Genomic DNA, 19,442 nt, shown 5'->3' with positions numbered 1-19,442 from the left:
TGCCGCCTGACGTCGGAAAAACACCGAGGGCCCTGCTCGGCAGGGCCCTCGTGAGGTGGTGCGGCGCGGCGCTCAGACCAGCGCCGTGGCCGGTGGTGTGGTCGGCCAGGTCATGCGGATCAGGCCGCCGTCGTGTCCGGTGGTGACCTGGACGTCGTCGACGAGGCCGCTGATGACCGCGAGGCCCATCTCGTCCTCCTCGACCTCCGCCTCGCCGTCCGGTCCGGCGCCGGGCGTGTCGCCCGGAGCGGCGTGCGGCGCTTCGTCGCCGACCTCGATGGAGAACTGTTTCTCCTCTTCGATCAGCGCCACCTTCACGGGTGCGCTGATGCCGCTGATCTGGTGCAGTCCGACGGCACGGGAGCAGGCCTCGCCGACGGCGAGCCGGACCTCGTCGAGGACGGCCTCGTCCACTCCGGCCCTGCGTGCCACCGCGGCCGCCACCAACCGGGCGGTCCGGACGTGCTCGGGCAGCGCGCTGAAGCGGAGTTCAACGGTGGCCATGCATCCCCCTCGCGACTACGGGCGTGCGGTCGGGGGCGGGGGCGCCGAGCGCCCGCACCCCCTGCTGTGCTTCTGTGCGCCGGGCCGCTCCAGGGCCCGGGGCGGAACCGGTCGACGCGCCGGGCCGCGAACGCAGCGGCCCGGCCGGGACCGGCCGGCGTCCGAGCGCCTACGGCAGCCCGGCGCCGGTGACCGGTCCAGGGTCAGTCGGTGGCCGCCACCGCTTCCTCGACCGAGGTGTGGATCGGGAACACCTTGGTGAGGCCGGTGATACGGAAGATCTTGAGAATGCGCTCCTGGTTGCAGACCAGGCGCAGCGAGCCCTCGTGGGCACGCACTCGCTTCAGGCCACCGACCAGCACGCCGAGCCCGGTGGAGTCGAGGAAGTCCACGCCCTCCATGTCGACGACGAGGTGGAAATTGCCGTCGTTCACCAGCTCGACCAGCTGCTCGCGCAGCTTGGGCGCGGTGTATACATCGATTTCGCCACCGACCTCGACGACCGTACGATCGCCGACGGTACGGGTCGACAGGGACAGGTCCACGGATCCTCCAGCACCTTGCTATCGAGCGGTCGCCCCTCGGGACACCCAGCGGCCCCCGGGACGCATCGCCAGCCGCGATGGCATTCAATCACTTACTGGCAGGCGTGCACGACGCCTTGGCTCCATTGTCCGTCACGCCAGTGACACACTCGGTGCCGATGGCCAAGAATCACCGATCCGATCGATCCCCGGCGGACCCGGCGTCCCGCCCGTCTCCGGGCGCGGTCCTGGACCGGCTCGCCTCCGGGCCGAGCCGGTCTGCGCGCATCACTCATACGGAGCACTTGCCCCCGCGCGCGGGCCGCCATGCCGTCTGGCCTGACCGAATCCGCTCCGAGGTGATCGCGGCCGTACAGGCGTGCGGCATCGAACACCCCTGGGCGCACCAGGCGCTGGCCGCCGAGCACGCCCTGGACGGCGACTCGGTGGTCGTCGCCACCGGCACCGCCTCCGGCAAGTCCCTCGCGTACCTCGTGCCCGTCCTGTCCACCCTGATGGACGGCTCCGAGGCCCCGAACGGCCGTGGCGCCACCGCCCTGTACCTGGCACCCACCAAGGCGCTCGCGGCGGATCAGTGCCGGTCGGTGAAGGAACTTTCACAACCGCTGGGCACCTCGGTGCGCCCCGCCGTGTACGACGGCGACACCCCGATCGAGGAACGGGAGTGGATCCGCCAGTACGCCAACTACGTCCTCACCAACCCCGACATGCTGCACCGCGGGATACTCCCCTCCCACCCGCGCTGGTCCTCCTTCCTGAAGGCGCTCAAGTACGTCGTCATCGACGAGTGCCACACCTACCGGGGCGTCTTCGGCTCGCACGTCGCCCAGGTGCTGCGCCGGCTGCGCCGCCTGTGCGCCCGCTACGGCGCCTCACCCGTGTTCCTGCTGGCCTCGGCGACCGCCGCCGAGCCCGCCGTCGCCGCCCGCCGGCTGACCGGCCTGCCGGTGACCGAGGTCGCCGACGACGCCTCCCCGCGCGGGGAACTGGTCTTCGCCCTGTGGGAGCCCCCGCTCACCGAGCTGCACGGCGAGAAGGGTGCACCCGTACGGCGTACCGCCACCGCCGAGACCGCCGATCTGCTGACCGACCTCACCGTGCAGGGCGTGCGCTCGGTGGCCTTCGTACGGTCCCGGCGCGGCGCCGAGCTGATCTCGGTGATCGCCCAGGAGAAGCTGGCCGAGGTAGACCGCTCCCTGGTCCGGCGTGTCGCGGCCTACCGGGGCGGCTACCTCCCCGAGGAGCGCCGTGCCCTGGAACGTGCCCTGCACTCCGGCGAACTCCTCGGCCTCGCCGCCACGACGGCCCTGGAACTCGGCGTGGACGTCTCCGGCCTGGACGCCGTGGTCATCGCCGGCTACCCGGGCACCCGCGCCTCCCTGTGGCAGCAGGCGGGTCGCGCGGGCCGCTCCGGACAGGGCGCGCTCGCCGTGCTGGTGGCCCGCGACGACCCGCTGGACACCTTCCTGGTTCACCACCCCGAGGCCCTGTTCGACCAGCCGGTGGAGTCCACCGTCCTCGACCCGGACAACCCTTACGTCCTCGCCCCGCACCTGTGCGCCGCCGCCGCGGAACTCCCGCTGACCGAGGCGGACCTGGACCTCTTCGGCTCAGCCTGCGCGGACGTGCTGCCACAGCTGGAGGACGCGAAGCTGCTCCGCCGGCGGACGAAGGCCTGGCACTGGACACGGCGGGAGCGGGCCACCGACCTGACCGACATCCGCGGCGCGGGCGGACGTCCGGTGCAGGTCGTCGAGTCCGGCACCGGCCGCCTGCTCGGCACGGTCGACGCGGGCGCCGCGCACTCCACGGTCCACGAGGGCGCGGTCCACCTCCACCAGGGCCGCACCTACCTGGTACGCCAGCTGGACCTGGAGGACTCGGTCGCCCTGGTCGAGCAGGCCGACCCGCCGTACTCCACGGTCGCCCGCGACACCACCTCCATCTCCGTCCTGGAAACCGACACCGAGATCCCCTGGGGCGCCGGCCGTCTCTGCTACGGCTCGGTCGAGGTCACCAACCAGGTCGTCTCCTACCTCCGCAGACGCCTCATCACCGGCGAAGTGCTCGGTGAGACCAGACTCGACCTCCCTCCCCGTACGCTGCGCACCCGCGCGGTGTGGTGGACGGTCACCGACGACCAGCTCGACGATGCCCGGATCACACCGGAGATCCTCGGCGGCTCCCTGCATGCCGCCGAGCACGCCTCCATCGGCCTGCTCCCCCTCTTCGCGACCTGCGACCGCTGGGACATCGGCGGCGTGTCCGTACCCCTGCACCCCGACACCCTCCTCCCCACGGTCTTCGTGTACGACGGCCACCCCGGCGGCGCGGGCTTCGCCGAGCGTGCCTTCCACACCGCCCGTACCTGGCTCGCCGCCACCCGCGAGGCCATCGCCTCCTGCGAGTGCGAGGCCGGCTGCCCCTCCTGCATCCAGTCCCCCAAGTGCGGCAACGGCAACGACCCACTGCACAAGAGGGGGGCGGTACGGCTCCTCACGGTGCTGTTGCGCGGGGCACCGGAGGAGAAGCCAGGGGAGAAGCCGGGGGAACAGGGGGCGGAGGAGCGAGCGCCCGGAGAACAGGGGGCGCAGGAGCGGGCTCCGGGGCCGGCGCAACGGGCTTGAGCTTGCGTGCTTGGCAGGGGCTGTCCGGCACGGGGCTGTCCGGCTTGGGCTTGCGGCACGGGCTTTCCGGCACGGGGCTTACGGCGCCGGTCCTCCCGGTCCCGGAGCTTCCGGCGCCTGTCCTCCCGGCATGGATCCCGCAGGCACGGACCCACTGGGCACGGATCCCGCCGGCCCCGGGTCCGCCGGCCCCGCTCTGGCCCTGGCCTTCGCCGCGAACGGCCCTCTTCCCGAGGCCGCCGTCACGTCCGAGGTCTCGCCGACGATCGCGCACCGCACCAGCCGTACCCCCTGGGCCGCCGCCACCCGCTCGGCCCGCGCGCAGGCCGCCGCGCCGCCCTCGTCCCAGTGGGCCGCCGCCGCGAGCGCCGCCAGATCCGCGCCGCCCGCCGCCCGGTGCCGGACGACGACGGCCTGCCCCAGCGCGAGCACGGCGCCGAACACCGCGCACAGCACGGCCATCGCCCCCAGGCTCCACACGGTGGCGGAACCCCGGTCGGACTGCCGCCGGCGCCACGTGCTGCCTGACCCCTGCTCGGAGTGCTGCCGATTCCTCGCCCCACCTCGCCTCACGGCTCCACCTCCCCGGTCACCGCGGCCTCCCCGGTCACCGCGCTCTCCCCGCTCGCCGCGGTCTCCTCGGCCGGCGCGACAGCCTGTTCCCGTACCTCGAACGGCAGCCCGCTCAGCAGCGGCGGTCTGGCCACCACCGTCACCCGCACCTGATCGCCCTCGCGCCCGACGGTCACCCGGGCGCCGCGCGGCGCGGCCTCCCGGGTCACCGTCACCACGGCGTCGGCCGGATCCAGGCGGGCGGCGGCCCGGGCGCCGATGCGGGCGGCGTCCACACACTGGATCTGTTCGGCCACCACGAGCAGCCCCCAGACCAGCGCCATCGTGAACGCCACCAGCACGCACAGCACCACGGCCGCCTCCGCGGTCACGAACCCCCGGTCCGCCCCCCGCTCACATCCGCGCACTGAGGGCCTTCTTCACGATGTCCTGCAGCTCCGTCCGGACCTGGCCGCTGGTGACGACCTCGTAGAGCAGCAACGCGAACCCGACGGCCGCGATGATCCCCATCGCGTACTCGGACGTCACCATTCCGGCGTCCCTGCGGCCCTTCCCCCGCAGCCGTCCCGCCGCCGCTTCCTTGATTTTCCTGCGCATTCCAACCCCCGTGGAACTCATGACGTTCGTGCCTCTTCCCTCGATTGCTCGGATCGTTGTCTCGGCCTGGCTCGTTCGCCCTCGTACGCCTCACCTCCCTCGCATCACGCCCCCCGCGAGTCCGATCACGACGGGCAGCACACCGACCGCGATGAAGGCGGGCAGGAAGCACAGGCCCACCGGCGCGGAGATCAGTACGGCCGCACGCCGGGCTCGGGCCGTCGCGGTGCGGGCCCACTGTGCGCGCGCGTCGGAGGCGAGGCGGGCGGCCGGGCCGGCCGCCGGAAGCCCGGACTCGTCGGCCCGCTCCAGCAGCCGCGCCAACGCTGCGGCGCCGGGCAGCTCGGCCAACCGCCGCCAGGCATCCGCCGGTTCACCACCGAGCCGCACCTCCGCCGCACCCCGCGCCAGCGCCTCCCCGGCCGGCCCGTCGAGCGCCTCCCCCACGGCCTGTGCGGCGATCACCGGTCCGGCACCGGCCGCGATACACGCGGCCAGCAGATCCGCGGCGAGCGGAAGCTGGCGCATGGCGGCGGCCGTGTCGACCGGCTCCTCCCGGCCGGCCGCCAACTGCCGGTTCCGCCACCACCGCAGTGCGACCCCGGCACCCAGCCCCAGCACGGCTCCGGCCACACCACCGACCAGCACCCAGGCACCGCACACCACCCCGGCCAACGGCAGCCAACGCCGCAAGGCGCCCGTCGGCGCGAACCGCCTCCTGTGCACCGGCACTTCCGGACCGAGCAGCTCGGCCACCCGCCGCTGCGCCCTGCGCCGTCTCCGGACCAGCTCCAGCCGCCGGACCACCCAGCCGAGGAGCAGCACAACACCCCCGACCGTCCCCAACCTGTGGACGACTTCCCCGCTCATACCGCCCGCTCTCCCCACACGTCCCAACCGACGCGCCCCATCACGCGCCCCGCCCCGAACACATCGCGCCGCTCCCGGTAATCGCTCCCTGCTCCCTGCTCCCTGCTCCCTGCTCCCTGCACAGCCCATCGCTCTCCCCTCCGCACGCCCGGTCCGGCCACCCGGCCCCGTGCATCCCGGACCCGCCGCCGGCTCCGGTACGCCCCGGCCCGGGCCCACGCACCGCATCGCGCTCCCCGCCCCGGATGCCCTGACCAGCCCAGGCCTCGCTCCCGAACACCGCCTCCGCTCCCACTCACACCGCCCCCGCTCCCGCTCCCCGCACGATCCGCACGGCCCACCACATCCCGGCCGCCTCGAAGGCGGAGCCGATCGCCAGGCAGCCGAGGCCGGCGCCCGTGTGGAGCAGGACGCGGAGCGGGTCGGCCCCCATGGCCGTGCCGAGGAGAAGGCCGAGGGCGGGGAGCACGGCGAGGAGGACCGTGGTCGCCCGGGCGCCTGCCAGCTGGGCGTGCAGATCGGCGCGCTGGTCCCGCTCGGCGCGCAGGGCCGCGTCCAGTCGGTCCAGGCCCGCCGCGAGCCCGGCCCCCTGGTCCACGGCCACCCGCCAGCACGCGGCCAGCCCGAGCAGGCCCTCCGCGCCCGGCTGCCGGGCCGCCGCGGTAAGCGCGCCGGGCACGTCCCCACCGAACCGCGCCGCCGCGACCACGGCCGCCTGCGCCTCGCCGAGCCCGCCGGAGTCCCGCGCCGCCCGCAACAGCGCCTCGCCCGGCTGCCGTCCAGCGCGCACCTCCCCGGCGAGAGCCCCGCACAGGGCGATCACCGCGTCCGCCCGCCGCCCCCGGACCCGCCTGGCCTGCCGGGCCAGCCGCACCCGGCGCAGCGCCGGGACCCCGGCCGCCCCCGCGACGACCGGAATCAGCGAGGAACCCAGCAGCCCGAGCAGCAGGCCTGCCGCGAGCGCCCACCACTCGGCTCCCAACCGGCCACGCAGCCGCCGTAGTTCCGCGAGGACCTGGTCCCAGGACAGCGGACCGGCCGTCACCACTCCGCCGCCCGCGAGCAGCAGCCGCGCCCGCCGCATTCCGTAGTGCCGCCCGCTCAGCAGCCAGACCAGCGCGCCGAGGCAGATCAGCGCGGCACCCATGGACGTCGTCTCACCGATCACTTCCCGCACCCCTCTTCGAGTCCGCTCCGGCGTCCAGGAGCCGCTGCAGCCGCTCCCAGCCCCGCTCCCGTACGAAGGCCCGCTCGCCCCAGCGCAGGGCCGGCATCGTGCGGACCAGCCCCGTGCCGTCCCGCTCCAGCACGTGCACCTCGGCGATCCGGCGCCGCCCGGACCGGTCCCGTACAAGGTGCAGGACCACGGAGAGCGCGGCCGCGAGCTGGCTGTGCAGCGCGGCCCGGTCGAGTCCGGCGGCCGTGGCCAGTGCCTCCAGACGGGCCGGGACGTCCCCGGCGGCGTTGGCGTGGACCGTGCAACAGCCGCCATCATGGCCCGTGTTGAGGGCCGCGAGCAGATGGACGACCTCGGGTCCGCGGACCTCTCCGACGACCAGCCGGTCGGGCCGCATTCGCAGCGCCTGCCGGACGAGGTCCTCCAGGGTGACCAGGCCGGCGCCCTCCTGGTTGGCGGGCCGGGTCTCCAGCCGGACGACGTGCGGATGGTCCGGGCGCAGTTCGGCCGAGTCCTCGGCGAGCACGATCCGCTCGCCCGGCCCGACCAGCCCCAGCAGGGCGCTGAGCAGGGTCGTCTTGCCGCTTCCCGTGCCGCCGCTGACGAGGAAGGACAGCCGGGCCGCGAGCAGCGCCTTGAGGATCCGGTCGCCCCCGGGCGGCACCGTGCCGGCCGCGACGAGTTCCTGAAGGGTGAACGCCCGGGGTCGTACGACCCGCAGGGCCAGGCAGGTGCAGCCGACGGCGACCGGGGGCAGCACCGCGTGCAGCCGGGTTCCGTCGGGCAGCCGGGCGTCCGCCCACGGCCGGGCGTCGTCCAGCCGGCGTCCGGCCACGGCGGCCAGCCGCTGCGCAAGGCGTCGTACGGCCGCCGCGTCGGGGAAGGTCACCGGGGTCAGCTCCAGGCCGCCGCCGCGGTCCACCCACACCCGGTCGTGAGCTGACACGAGGACGTCGGTGACGTCCGGGTCGGCGAGCAGCGGCTCCAGGGGGCCGCTGCCGACAAGTTCGGACCTCAGCTGCCGGGCCGCGCCGAGGACTTCGGCGTCTCCGAGCACCCGGCCCTGTTCGCGCAGGGCCTGAGCCACGCGCGCGGGGGTGGGTTCGGCACCGCTCTCGGCCAGCCGGCGCCGCACGCCGTCGAGCAGGGCGGCGCCGTCCGCGCGGTCGAGTCCGGGGAGGGTCATCGGGTGCCTCCGGCCTCGACCAGGGCGCGCTCCCAGAAGTTCAAGCAGAAGCGGGCGAGCGGGCCGCGGCCGGTCGCGCCGGGTGGTTTGGCGCCGCCCTGCGGGCGCAGCAGCGGCGCTTCGACCGGCACCTCGCCGGCCAGGGGCAGGCCGAGCAGCCGGGACACCTCACGGTCGTCCAGGCCGGGTGCGTACGGCCCGCGTACCGCCACGCGCAGGTCGCGCACGACCATGCCGACGGCGGAGGCGACCCGCCCGGCGGCCGCGACCGCGCGCAGTTCGGCGGGGACGACGAGGAGCGCCAGGTCGAGCTGGGCGAGGACTTCGGCGACCCCGTCGTCGAGTCGGCGGGGAAGGTCCACCACGACCGTGCCGCCGCGTCGCCGGGCGGCGGCGAGCACCGCGCGCACGGCCTGTGGCGGGACGGCGACGCAGTCGCCGCGGTCCCAGCTCAGCACCCGCAGGGAGTGCAGTTCGGGCAGTGACTCCTCCAGGGCGCCGCCGCCGACCCGGCCGCGGGAGGCGGCGAAGGCCGGCCAGCGCAGTCCGTCGGCGCTCTCGCCGCCGAGGAGTACGTCGAGTCCGCCGCCGAGCGGATCGGCGTCCACGAGGAGGGTGCGCAGCCCCTCGCGCGCGGAGGTGACGGCGAGCGCGCACGCGAGCGTGGAGGCACCGGCCCCGCCCCGGCCGCCGATCACCCCGACGGTGAGGGCCGGGCGGCCGACCCCCTCGGCGACGTCGGCGATGCGGTCGACCAGCCACTGTTCGCCGTCGGGAAGCATCAGGACGTGGTCGGCACCGATCTCGACGGCGCGCTGCCACACCCCCGGGTCGTCCTGGTCACGGCCGACCAGCACCACTCCGCGGCGGCGCATGGCCCCGCCGACCCGGCGGACGGCGTCGTCGCCGACCAGCACCAGCGGGGCCGCCTCCCAGCCGTCGCCGTGTTCGGGGACGCCGTGGTGGACTTCGGGTGTGGCGCCGGCGGCCGCGCACAGCCGCAGCAGGTCGTCCAGGAGTTCGGCGTCCTCGGTGACGATGAGCGGCCTGTTCGGCCGGTCCGGGGTGCCGGGCGGCTGGTCGTGGGTGACGGCTGCGGTCACGGGTGTTTCCCCCTTCGCTGCGTGGGCCGCGCAGCCCCTGCGGCCACGCGATTCCCAAAGGTGTGAAGAACCGGCGAGCGGCCGCCCATATGAACGGCCGGCAGAAACCGGGCATAGGCGCTCGGGCAATCGGAACCGGCCATGAACTCGCCGTGGCCGAGCGCGCTGGAATCACGGTGCAGCGATCCGTGAAATCATGTGGATCTTGGTCGAAAACTGTGGACAACTCGGGGGCTGTGAATATCACCGTCACCCATACCGGTGACCTCTGTACCGATCCCTGTGCGACTTCCACAGAGCAGCGCGATGATTACCCGGAGTAACGGATCGCGGGCGCGCGGCAACGGCGGCCGCGGCGGCGTCGTACCGACCTCGCGGTCGCGTGGAAGAAGGGGAGGAGGGAGAAAACCCGTCCGGACATGCGACGACCCCCGCCGGGGGGGAGAGCGGGGGTCGTCCCCACGGCCGACTCGGGGGGGGAGGAGTCGGACCGGGTTAGCACGGTCGCGAACGATCCGTGACTTCCATGGTGTACCCGAGAGCCCTCTCAGGCAAACCCACGCGCCCCACCTTACGCCGAATGGTGGGCGCCTATGCTCTGGGGCGTGGAAAACCACTCCTTGCCCCGCGCAGCAGCCTTCTTTGATCTGGACAAGACGGTCATTGCGAAGTCGAGCACGCTCACCTTCAGCAAGTCCTTCTACCAGGGTGGGCTGATCAACCGCAGGGCCGCGCTGCGCACCGCATACGCCCAGTTCGTCTTCCTGGTCGGCGGCCTGGATCACGACCAGATGGAGCGCATGCGCGAGTATCTGTCCACCCTGTGCCGTGGCTGGAACGTGCAGCAGGTGCGGGAGATCGTCGCCGAGACCCTGCACGACCTGATCGACCCGATCATCTACGACGAGGCCGCCTCCCTCATCGAGGAGCACCACGCGGCCGGCCGGGACGTGGTGATCGTGTCGACCTCGGGCGCGGAGGTGGTCGAGCCCGTCGGCGAACTGCTCGGCGCGGACCGGGTCGTGGCCACGCGGATGGTCGTCGGCGAGGACGGCTGCTTCACCGGGGAGGTGGAGTACTACGCCTACGGCCCGACCAAGGCCGAGGCGGTCCGGGAGCTTGCCGCGTCCGAGGGCTACGACCTCGACCGCTGCTACGCCTACAGCGACTCGGCGACCGATCTGCCCATGCTGCGGGCGGTCGGGCACCCGCACGCGGTGAACCCGGACCGTGCCCTGCGCCGCGAGGCACTCGCGCGCGGGTGGCCGGTTCTGGAGTTCCGCCGGCCGGTCCCGCTGAAGAAGCGGCTGCCCACGTTCTCCGTCCCGGCCCGCCCCGCACTGGTCGCGGCGGCGGCCGTAGGAGCGGCGGCCGCGACCGCCGGCCTCGTGTGGTACGCCAGCCGGCGCCGCAGCACCGCCTGACGGGCATCACGCACCGCCTGACGGCCGGAACACCACCTGACCGCCGGAACACCACGTGCCGGCCGGAGCACCGCCGGACGCAGAAGCGCCGTCCGATCTGCGCCCGTTTCACCCTTGTTCGCACCCAAAAGTAAAGAGCCGGAGGCAGGGGTTTCGCTTCCTCCCGGCTCGCGGTACAAAGGCCTTAGGCCCGCGAGACCGAAGGACATCCGAGAGGATCACCTACCACTACGCAGTTGGCCCCACGGACCATGCATGGACATCGGGCACCCACGCGACGTCGACCCGTCGATTACGGGCCAGCCGCACCAGGTGACGGGCAAAGTCCCCGACCTGATGGGCAGATATCGAGGACGCTTGGTAACGCGGTGGACATGCCAGCGGCGGTACGAGGACTCGTACCGCCGCATTCATGTCCGGGGACAGCTCCCGGGAGGCCTATCAGGCGGCGCCGCGCTGCAGCGCCTCGCATACGGCCACCGACTCGCGCGCACCCAGCTCGATCGCCCGGCCACAGTGCGCGATCCAGGCCGCCATGCCCTCGGGGGTGCCGGAGACGTATGCGTCCAGCGCCGCCAGGTAGGAGGCGCGGCCCAGTTCGGCGTGGCCGACCTCGGCCGGGCAGATCGCCTTCGGGTCCAGGCCGCTGCCGATCAGCACGAGCCGCTCGGCCGCGCGCGCGACCAGGCCGTTGTGTGACACGAAGGGCCGCAGCGCGAGCAGCTCACCGTGCACCACGGCGGCCGTGACGAGCGCGGGCGCGGACGTCCCCGTGATGATCAGATCCGCGAGCCCCTCCAGCCGTCCGGAGACCTCCGCCACGTCCGGGAGCGGCAGCTCGATCAGGGGTTCGTCCACCGGCTCGCCGGCCTGGCGCGGCCTGCCGACCTCATCGCCCTTGCCCGCCGCGGCCACCAGGTGCAGCCGGGCCAGCACCCTGAGGGGCGACTGCCGCCAGATGGACAGCAGCTGTCCCGCCTCCGCCGACAGCCTGAGGGCCGCGCCCATGACGCGCGCCTCGGCATCGCCGCCGAAGTCGGTACGCCGCCGCACCTCCTCCAGGGCCCAGTCGGCACCGGAGAGCGCCGCTGAGCCGCGGGCCCCACGCAGGGCCGCCTCGGAGGTGATCTCGGCACTGCGGCGCCGCATGATCCGGTGCCCGTAGACCCGGTCCACGGCCTTGCGCACGGATTCCACGGAGTCGGCCACGCCGGGCAGCGAGCCCAGGGCCGCGAGCGGGTCGGCGTTCGCGCCTGTCGTACTCATGAGTACGACACTACGCACCCCATCGGCCGACCCCTCGAAGGAGTGGTCTTCTTCACTTCCATATGACACTTACAGCTATCACCCGACTACTGTTGGTGAACATGAAAATTGCTTTCGTCGGGAAGGGCGGCAGCGGCAAGACCACGCTCTCCTCCCTCTTCATCCGCCACCTCGTGGCCGGCGGCGCCCCGGTCGTGGCCATCGACGCGGACATCAACCAGCATCTCGGGCCCGCGCTCGGACTCGAAGAGGCGGAGGCGGCCGCGCTGCCCGCCATGGGCGAACGACTGCCGCTGATCAAGGACTATCTGCGCGGCAGCAACCCGCGCATCGCCTCCGCCGCCACGATGATCAAGACGACCCCGCCCGGCGAGGGCTCGCGGCTGGTCCGGGTGCGGGAGCCGAATCCGGTCTACGACGCCTGCGCGCGCCCGGTGGAACTCGACGGCGGCGCCGTCCGTTTGATGGTCACCGGCCCCTTCGCGGACGCCGACCTGGGGGTCGCCTGCTACCACTCCAAGACAGGAGCGGTGGAGCTGTTCCTGAACCACCTCGTCGACGGCCCCGACGAGTACGTCGTGGTCGACATGACGGCCGGTTCGGACTCCTTCGCCTCCGGCATGTTCACCCGCTTCGACATGACGTTCCTCGTCGCCGAGCCGACCCGGAAGGGGGTCTCCGTCTATCGCCAGTACAAGGAGTATGCCCGCGACTTCGGCGTCGCCCTGAAGGTCGTCGGCAACAAGATCCAGGAACAGGACGACATCGACTTCCTGCGCGCGGAGGTCGGGGACGACCTGCTCGTGACCGTCGGGCGCTCGGACTGGGTGCGCGCCATGGAGAAGGGCCGGCCGCCCCGGTTCGACCTGCTGGAGGAGGCCAACGCCCGCGCCCTGCATACCCTTAGGACCACCGCGGACGCCACGTACGAGCTGCGGGACTGGGAGCGCTACACCCGCCAGATGGTGCACTTCCACCTGAAGAACGCCGAGGCGTGGGGCAACGAGCGCACCGGGGCCGACCTGGCGGCACAGGTCGACCCCGCCTTCGTCCTGGGCGAAAGCCTCGGCGCGGAGGCCACAACGGCCGTGTGACTCCCACGGCTTCAGGTGTCACGTACGGCTTCGGATGACACCTGCGGGCGGCGGGTGGCACCTACGGCCTGCGGGTGACGTCTACGGCCTGACCGCCGGCGCCCCGGGCACGCCCTTGGGCGCCGGGGCCGGGCGGCCGGTGAGGAAGGATGCCCAGCCCTGCCTGGGGGCCTCGCCCACCTCCAGGGTGCGCAGCTTCGCAAGGGTCTTCGGGTCCTGGGCGTCCAGCCAGTCGACGAGCTGGTGGAAGGAGACACAGCGCACGTCGGGTTTGTTGCACACCTCCTTCACCGTGTCCTCGACGGCGCGCATGTAGGTGCCGCCGTTCCAGGACTCGAAGTGGTTGCCGATGATCAGCGGGGCGCGGTTGCCGTCGTAGGCCCGGTAGAAGCCCTTGATCAGGCCGTCGCGCATCTGGTCGCCCCAGTAGTCGAACTTGTTCGGGTCGCCCTGGGTCTGGGTGCCGGACTGGTTGACCATGAAGTTGTAGTCCATGGTCAGCTGCTCGTAGGTGTGCCCGGGGAAGGGCACCAGCTGCATCGACAGGTCCCACAGACCGTCCTTCTGCTTGGGCCAGACCTGGTTGTTGACCCCGCTGGAGTCGTAACGGAAGCCCAACTGGCGCGCCGCCTTCATGAAGTTCTTCTGGCCCTCGAGGCAGGGGGTGCGGGCGCCGATCAGCTCCTTGTCGTAGTCGAAGGGCAGCGGGGCCGACTTGTTCATGCCGGTGTTGCCCTTCCATGACTTCACGAACTGCTTGGCCTGGTCGATCTCGCTCTTCCACTCATCCACCGACCAGGTGCCGACCCCGCCGTTGGGCCCGCAGAAGTGGCCGTTGAAGTGCGTGCCGATCTCGTTGCCCTCAAGCCAGGCCAGCCGTGCCTGTCTGACGGTGTCGGCGATTCCCTTCTCGTCGTTGAAGCCGATATCGGAACTGCCCGGCGTGTGCTGGGGCGGCTTGTACAGGTCGCGCTTCTCCTCCGGCAGCATGTACACGCCGCTGAGGAAGAACGTCATGGTCGCGTGGTTCTCCTTGGCGACCTCACGGAAGTGCGAGAACAGCTTCTGCTTGTCCTCGCCCGAGCCGTCCCAGGAGAACACCACGAACTGCGGCGGCTTCTGACCCGGCTTCAGCCGTTCGGGTCTTGGCAGATGCGGCTGGGAACCGGTGTACGCCGTGGATCCGTCACCGATCAGCCGGAACACGCTCTGGGGCGCCGGGGCCGCAGGGGCCCCCTTCCGCGGGCCGGACGCTCCCTCCTTCGTGCCGTGGGGGCCGGTCGCGCAACCGGCGAGCGACGAGGCACAGGCCGCGGCGACCATGGCGCCGACGGCGATCCTGTGGGTGGCGGCCATGTTCCGCCCACCTTCTTCCTTCTCTCAGGCGAACGCTGATGAGGGCCGTTCTCTGGTGATGTGCCGGGCTTGAACCGACAGTGGCGCCAAGGTCGCACGGGACAGAGAAGGAATTAGTACGACAAGCCGATCGATTGATTAGTTCGCTCACGAGAGGGAGCGATTAGGCCATTTGCCGCGGAACGTTATGCATGGCCTTTACGTGGCATTACGTTTCCTTTGCCAAGCATTACTCCATCCCGCCGCCCCGGAGGAGACGGGACCATGTCAGCCTGCGCACCCCCGCACACCCAGCACCCGCACCCGCCGCACAGCCCGCCGCCCCCCGGCCCCCGGCGCCGCTTCCCCGTGGCAAGCGCCGATCTGTCGGCGTCCGTCGCGGTCTTCCTGATCGCCCTGCCCCTGTCCCTCGGTATCGCCCTGGCCACCGGCGCTCCGCTCCAGGCCGGCCTCGTCGCCGCCGCCGTGGGCGGACTCGTCGCCGGCCGGCTCGGCGGCTCCCCGCTCCAGGTCAGCGGCCCCGCCGCCGGACTCACCGTGGTCACAGCCGACCTGATCCACCACTACGGCTGGCGGGCGACCTGCGGCATCACCGTGCTCGCCGGACTCGCCCAGCTCGGCCTCGGCTGCCTGCGGGTGGCGAGCGGCGCGCTAGCGGTCAGCCCGGCCGTGGTGCACGGCATGCTCGCCGGGATCGGCATCACCATCGCCGTCGCCCAGCTGCACATCGTTCTCGGCGGCAGCCCCGACAGCTCCGTCCTCGCCAACCTGCTTGCGCTGCCGGCCCAGTTGGCGCACCTGCATCCGGCCGCCGTCTCGATGAGCGCGCTGACGCTCGCGCTGCTGCTGGCCTGGCCCCGCCTGCCCGGCCGCACCGGCCGGGCTCTCCGGCGCGCGCCGGCCGCCCTCGTCGCCGTCGCCGGGGCCACCGCCACGGCCGCCCTCACCGGTCTGACCCTGCCCCGGGTCGACCTGCCGTCCTGGCGCAGCCACGCCCTGGCCGGACTGCCCGAAGGTCCGGCGCTGGGCCTGGCCGCCGCCGTGCTCACCACCACCCTGGTCTGCAGCGTGCAGTCACTGCTCGGCGCGGTGGCCGTGGACAAGCTGGTCGCGACCCGCCCCGGCCCGGTCCCCCGCGTCGACCGCTCCGACCTGGACCGGGAGTTGCTGGGCCAGGGTGCCGCCAACATCGTCTCCGGGGCGCTCGGCGGACTGCCCGTCGCCGGGGTGGCCGTGCGCAGCACCGCGAATGTCAAATCGGGTGCCGTGAGCCGGAACTCCACGATGCTGCACGGCGTTCTCGTAGTAGTCGCCGCGCTGCTGATGGCCCCGACCCTGGAGGAGATCCCGCTCGCCTCCCTCGCCGCCCTGGTGATGGCCGTCGGCATCCAGATGGTGTCCCTGCACCACATCCGCACGGTGACGCGCCACCGCGAAGTGCTGGTCTACGCCGCGACCACACTCGGCGTGGTGCTCCTCGGCGTCCTGCAGGGCGTGCTCCTCGGGGTCGCCGTGGCGGTTTCCGTCGCCCTGCGCCGCCTCGCCCGCACCCGCATCACCCACGAAGAGAAGCAGGGAGTCCATTACGTAAGAATCCGAGGCCAGTTGACGTTCCTCGCGGTGCCGCGGCTCAGCCGGTTCCTGCATCTCGTACCCCAAGGCGCCCACGTCGTCGTGGTGTTGGACGGATCCTTCATCGACCACGCGGCGTACGAGTCACTGCAGGACTGGCGCAGCTCCCACACCGCGCGCGGCGGTACGGCCGAGCTGACGGGCCGGCGCGGCAGAATCCGGACCGCCGAACCGATCCCGAATATCGGGCCGACCCCGACCCCGACCCCGACCACCGAACCGGCCCTGCCCACCGGACCAAACCCGCCGAACGGGCCAACCCCGACCACCGAACAGACCCAACCCACCAAGCCAACCCGGCCCACCAGACCGACCCAACCCACCAAACCAACCCCACCCACCAAGCCAACTCTGCCCACCGAGCCGGCCCTGCCCCTCGGCCTGGCCCTGCCCACCCATCCGCCCCTGTCCGCCGAACAATCCCCACCAACGGCGCCGCCCACGCCCACCGCATCAACCCCACCACCCGCGCCGCCCACGCCCACCGGATCAACCCCGGCCACCGCGTGCCGGTGCCGGCCCTGGACGCCCTGGCGGGACCACCGGTCCTGCGTCCCGGCGGCTGACTCCGCCCCGGTGGGACGGGACGCCGGGCATGAACTGGTCCGAGGGATCGGCTCGTTCCAGCGCAACACCGCGCCACTGGTGCGCGAGGAGCTGGCACGGCTCGCCCGGGAGGGCCAGCGGCCCGCACAGCTCTTCCTCACCTGTGCCGACTCCCGGGTCGTCACGTCGATGATCACCGCGAGTGGTCCCGGCGACCTGTTCGTCGTCCGCAACATCGGCAACCTGGTGCCGATGCCGGGCGAGGAGCAGGGCGACGAGTCGGTGGCCGCCGCCGTCGAGTACGCCGTGGACGTACTGAAGGTGCGGTCCATCACGGTGTGCGGGCACTCCGGGTGCGGGGCGATGCAGGCGCTGCTGGCCGCCGAGCCCCAGGGTGTGGCTACGCCGTTGCGGCGGTGGCTTCGGCACGGCCTGCCGAGCCTGGAACGGATGGCTGACGACCGGCGCGCCCGGCCCCGGCTGGCAGGGCGGGCGCCCGCCGACGCGGTGGAGGAGCTGGGCCTGACCAACGTGGTCCAGCAGCTGGAGCACCTGCGGCAGCATGCCCCGGTCGCGCGGGCGCTGGCGGCCCAGGCGTTGGAGTTGCACGGAATGTACTTCCACGTGGGCGAGGCGCAGGCGTATCTCCTCGGACGGACCGGGGAGGTGTTCGAGGACGTGAGAGAGCGCAGGGGCGCAGCGGAGGAGGTGCGCGGTCCGGAGTGAAGGGCCACCCCCAAGACAGGTCTAAACCAATTTGTCGACCACCCTTGTCATCGGGCCCCCGCGTCTGATGAGCTGTGGCCTGGGACACAACGGACACCCTTCGAGAGGGAGATGTCGTGAGCAACGAGAGCCTGGCCAACCTGCTCAAGGAAGAACGCAGGTTCGCGCCCCCCGCCGACCTGGCCGCGCATGCCAACGTCACAGCGGAGGCGTATGCACAGGCCAAGGCTGACAGGCTCGGCTTCTGGGCCGAGCAGGCCCGCCGGCTGACCTGGGCCAAGGAACCGACCGAGACGCTGGACTGGTCGAACCCGCCGTTCGCGAAGTGGTTCAAGGACGGCGAGCTGAACGTCGCCTACAACTGCGTGGACCGGCATGTGGAGGCCGGACACGGGGACCGTGTAGCCATCCACTTCGAGGGTGAGCCCGGCGACAGCCGCTCGATCACCTATGCCGAGCTGAAGGACGAGGTCTCCAAGGCGGCCAACGCCCTGCTGGAGCTGGGAGTCCGCAAGGGCGACCGGATCGCCATCTACATGCCGATGATCCCGGAGACCGCGATCGCGATGCTGGCCTCGGCCCGGATCGGCGCCGCGCACTCGGTGGTCTTCGGCGGCTTCTCGGCGGACGCGCTCGCGACCCGCATCCAGGACGCGGACGCCAAGGTGGTCATCACCTCCGACGGCGGCTACCGGCGCGGCAAGCCGTCCACGCTCAAGCCGGCCGTGGACGAGGCGATCTCCAAGGTCGACAACGTCGAGCATGTGCTGGTGGTGCGCCGTACCGGCCAGGACGTGGCGTGGGCCGAGGGCCGGGACGTGTGGTGGCACGAGCTGGTCGAGCGGCAGTCCGCCGAGCACACCCCGGAGGCGTTCGAGGCGGAGCACCCGCTGTTCATCCTCTACACCTCCGGCACCACCGGTAAGCCGAAGGGCATCCTGCACACCTCGGGCGGCTACCTCACCCAGACGGCGTACACCCACTGGGCGGTCTTCGACCTCAAGCCGGAGACGGACGTGTACTGGTGCACGGCCGACGTCGGCTGGGTCACCGGGCACTCGTACATCGTCTACGGCCCGCTGGCCAACGGCGCCACCCAGGTCATGTACGAGGGCACGCCGGACACCCCGCACCAGGGCCGGTTCTGGGAGATCGTGCAGAAGTACAAGATCACGATCCTCTACACCGCGCCGACGGCGATCCGGACGTTCATGAAGTGGGGCGACGACATCCCCGCCAAGTTCGACCTGTCCTCGCTGCGCGTCCTCGGCTCGGTGGGCGAGCCCATCAACCCCGAGGCGTGGGTCTGGTACCGCAAGAACATCGGCGCGGACCGGACGCCCGTGGTGGACACCTGGTGGCAGACCGAGACCGGCGCGATGATGATCTCGCCGCTGCCCGGCGTCACCGAGGCCAAACCCGGCTCCGCGCAGACCCCGCTGCCCGGCATCTCGGCGACCGTGGTCGACGACGAGGCGAACGAGGTGCCCGACGGCGGCGGTGGCTACCTGGTCCTGACCGAGCCGTGGCCGTCGATGCTGCGCACCATCTGGGGCGACGACCAGCGGTTCCTCGACACCTACTGGTCCCGCTTCGAGGGCAAGTACTTCGCCGGTGACGGCGCGAAGAAGGACGACGACGGCGACATCTGGCTGCTGGGCCGGGTGGACGACGTGATGCTCGTGTCCGGGCACAACATCTCCACCACCGAGGTGGAGTCGGCGCTCGTCTCCCACCCGTCGGTCGCCGAGGCGGCCGTCGTCGGTGCCGCCGACGAGACCACCGGCCAGGCCATCGTCGCGTTCGTGATCCTGCGCGGTACGGCCGCGGAGAACGAGACGCTCGTCGGCGAGCTGCGCAACCACGTGGGCGCCACGCTCGGCCCGATCGCCAAGCCCAAGCGGATCCTTCCGGTGGCCGAGCTGCCCAAGACCCGCTCCGGCAAGATCATGCGCCGTCTGCTGCGGGACGTGGCCGAGAACCGCCAGCTCGGTGACGTCACCACGCTGACCGACAGCACGGTCATGGACCTCATCCAGGCCAAGCTGCCGGCCGCTCCCAGCGAGGACTGAGCGGGCACTGCCCCAAGGGGCACCCGGCCGATGGGCCGGGTGCCCCTTCTGCGTCTAGCGTGAGGAGCACCGGTCCCGGGCCGCGCCTTTTGAGCAATCAAGCAACCTTAGGTAAGCTAAGTAAAGCGTAAAGAACACGCCAAG

16 protein-coding genes are annotated in these 19,442 nt (G+C 72.2%); 5 read left to right on the top strand and 11 right to left on the bottom strand.

The genetic code is table 11. The features are described from left to right. Positions 1-72: 72 nt before the first annotated feature. Positions 73-504 (bottom strand): ATP-binding protein, encoded by a 432-nt coding sequence (locus SRB17_RS21100; RefSeq protein ID WP_153540866.1) that lies wholly within the window; start codon positions 502-504, stop codon positions 73-75. 203 nt (positions 505-707) lie between these two features. After that, positions 708-1,049: an anti-sigma factor antagonist BldG gene (gene bldG, locus SRB17_RS21095; RefSeq protein ID WP_010986038.1), complete on the bottom strand. Its 342-nt coding sequence runs from the start codon at positions 1,047-1,049 to the stop codon at positions 708-710. Between the two features lie 77 nt (positions 1,050-1,126). Between bldG and SRB17_RS21090 the strand changes: the two genes are divergently transcribed. Then, complete coding sequence (locus SRB17_RS21090) at positions 1,127-3,676, top strand: DEAD/DEAH box helicase (RefSeq protein ID WP_228396151.1); 2,550 nt, start codon at positions 1,127-1,129, stop codon at positions 3,674-3,676. A gap of 78 nt (positions 3,677-3,754) precedes the next feature. On the opposite strand, the gene SRB17_RS21085 is transcribed toward SRB17_RS21090, so the two are convergent. The 7 genes from SRB17_RS21085 to ssd all read right to left on the bottom strand — a co-directional run bounded on the left by SRB17_RS21085 (position 3,755) and on the right by ssd (position 9,182). Continuing rightward, positions 3,755-4,138, bottom strand: coding sequence for an Rv3654c family TadE-like protein (locus SRB17_RS21085; RefSeq protein WP_153540864.1), 384 nt, complete (start codon positions 4,136-4,138; stop codon positions 3,755-3,757). Between the two features lie 107 nt (positions 4,139-4,245). Next, positions 4,246-4,620 (bottom strand): TadE family type IV pilus minor pilin, encoded by a 375-nt coding sequence (locus tag SRB17_RS21080; RefSeq protein ID WP_323376011.1) that lies wholly within the window; start codon positions 4,618-4,620, stop codon positions 4,246-4,248. A 22-nt stretch (positions 4,621-4,642) separates the two neighbouring features. Then, a complete protein-coding gene (locus SRB17_RS21075) occupies positions 4,643-4,846 on the bottom strand; it encodes a DUF4244 domain-containing protein (RefSeq protein WP_153540862.1) in 204 nt (67 codons plus the stop codon). A 90-nt stretch (positions 4,847-4,936) separates the two neighbouring features. Further along, the gene (locus SRB17_RS21070) at positions 4,937-5,716 is read right to left on the bottom strand and encodes a type II secretion system F family protein (protein WP_153540860.1); all 780 of its coding nucleotides are present in this window, start codon (positions 5,714-5,716) and stop codon (positions 4,937-4,939) included. A 295-nt stretch (positions 5,717-6,011) separates the two neighbouring features. Then, positions 6,012-6,863 carry a type II secretion system F family protein gene (locus SRB17_RS21065; protein ID WP_153541299.1) on the bottom strand — a complete coding sequence of 284 codons (852 nt, stop codon included), beginning with the start codon at positions 6,861-6,863 and terminating at the stop codon, positions 6,012-6,014. A 10-nt stretch (positions 6,864-6,873) separates the two neighbouring features. Then, positions 6,874-8,079: a TadA family conjugal transfer-associated ATPase gene (locus tag SRB17_RS21060; protein WP_153540858.1), complete on the bottom strand. Its 1,206-nt coding sequence runs from the start codon at positions 8,077-8,079 to the stop codon at positions 6,874-6,876. Beyond that, on the bottom strand, positions 8,076-9,182 hold the full coding sequence (gene ssd / locus SRB17_RS21055; protein WP_323376010.1) for a septum site-determining protein Ssd: 1,107 nt from the start codon (positions 9,180-9,182) through the stop codon (positions 8,076-8,078). The genes SRB17_RS21060 and ssd overlap by 4 nt, the downstream gene beginning before the upstream one ends. 593 nt (positions 9,183-9,775) lie before the next feature. Between ssd and SRB17_RS21050 the strand changes: the two genes are divergently transcribed. Then, positions 9,776-10,606 (top strand): HAD family hydrolase, encoded by an 831-nt coding sequence (locus tag SRB17_RS21050; protein ID WP_153540856.1) that lies wholly within the window; start codon positions 9,776-9,778, stop codon positions 10,604-10,606. Positions 10,607-11,047: 441 nt separating this feature from the next. Here SRB17_RS21050 and SRB17_RS21045 read toward each other — a convergent pair whose 3' ends face one another. Next, on the bottom strand, positions 11,048-11,872 hold the full coding sequence (locus tag SRB17_RS21045; RefSeq protein ID WP_153540854.1) for a Fic family protein: 825 nt from the start codon (positions 11,870-11,872) through the stop codon (positions 11,048-11,050). Between the two features lie 101 nt (positions 11,873-11,973). Between SRB17_RS21045 and SRB17_RS21040 the strand changes: the two genes are divergently transcribed. Continuing rightward, positions 11,974-12,966, top strand: coding sequence for an ATP-binding protein (locus SRB17_RS21040; RefSeq protein WP_194294076.1), 993 nt, complete (start codon positions 11,974-11,976; stop codon positions 12,964-12,966). A gap of 81 nt (positions 12,967-13,047) precedes the next feature. Here SRB17_RS21040 and SRB17_RS21035 read toward each other — a convergent pair whose 3' ends face one another. Beyond that, the gene (locus tag SRB17_RS21035; RefSeq protein ID WP_153540851.1) at positions 13,048-14,322 is read right to left on the bottom strand and encodes a hypothetical protein; all 1,275 of its coding nucleotides are present in this window, start codon (positions 14,320-14,322) and stop codon (positions 13,048-13,050) included. Positions 14,323-14,586: 264 nt separating this feature from the next. Here SRB17_RS21035 and SRB17_RS21030 point away from each other — a divergent pair, with 264 nt between their 5' ends. Both SRB17_RS21030 and acs read left to right on the top strand, forming a co-directional pair. Beyond that, positions 14,587-17,226 carry a SulP family inorganic anion transporter gene (locus SRB17_RS21030; RefSeq protein WP_153540849.1) on the top strand — a complete coding sequence of 880 codons (2,640 nt, stop codon included), beginning with the start codon at positions 14,587-14,589 and terminating at the stop codon, positions 17,224-17,226. Positions 17,227-17,342: 116 nt separating this feature from the next. Continuing rightward, a complete protein-coding gene (gene acs / locus SRB17_RS21025) occupies positions 17,343-19,298 on the top strand; it encodes an acetate--CoA ligase (protein ID WP_323376009.1) in 1,956 nt (651 codons plus the stop codon). Positions 19,299-19,442 lie beyond the last annotated feature (144 nt).

This window comes from Streptomyces sp. RB17 (genome assembly GCF_009604455.1).
Taxonomy (GTDB): Bacteria; Actinomycetota; Actinomycetes; order Streptomycetales; family Streptomycetaceae; genus Streptomyces.
This window is presented reverse-complemented; position numbering and strand designations above follow the sequence as displayed.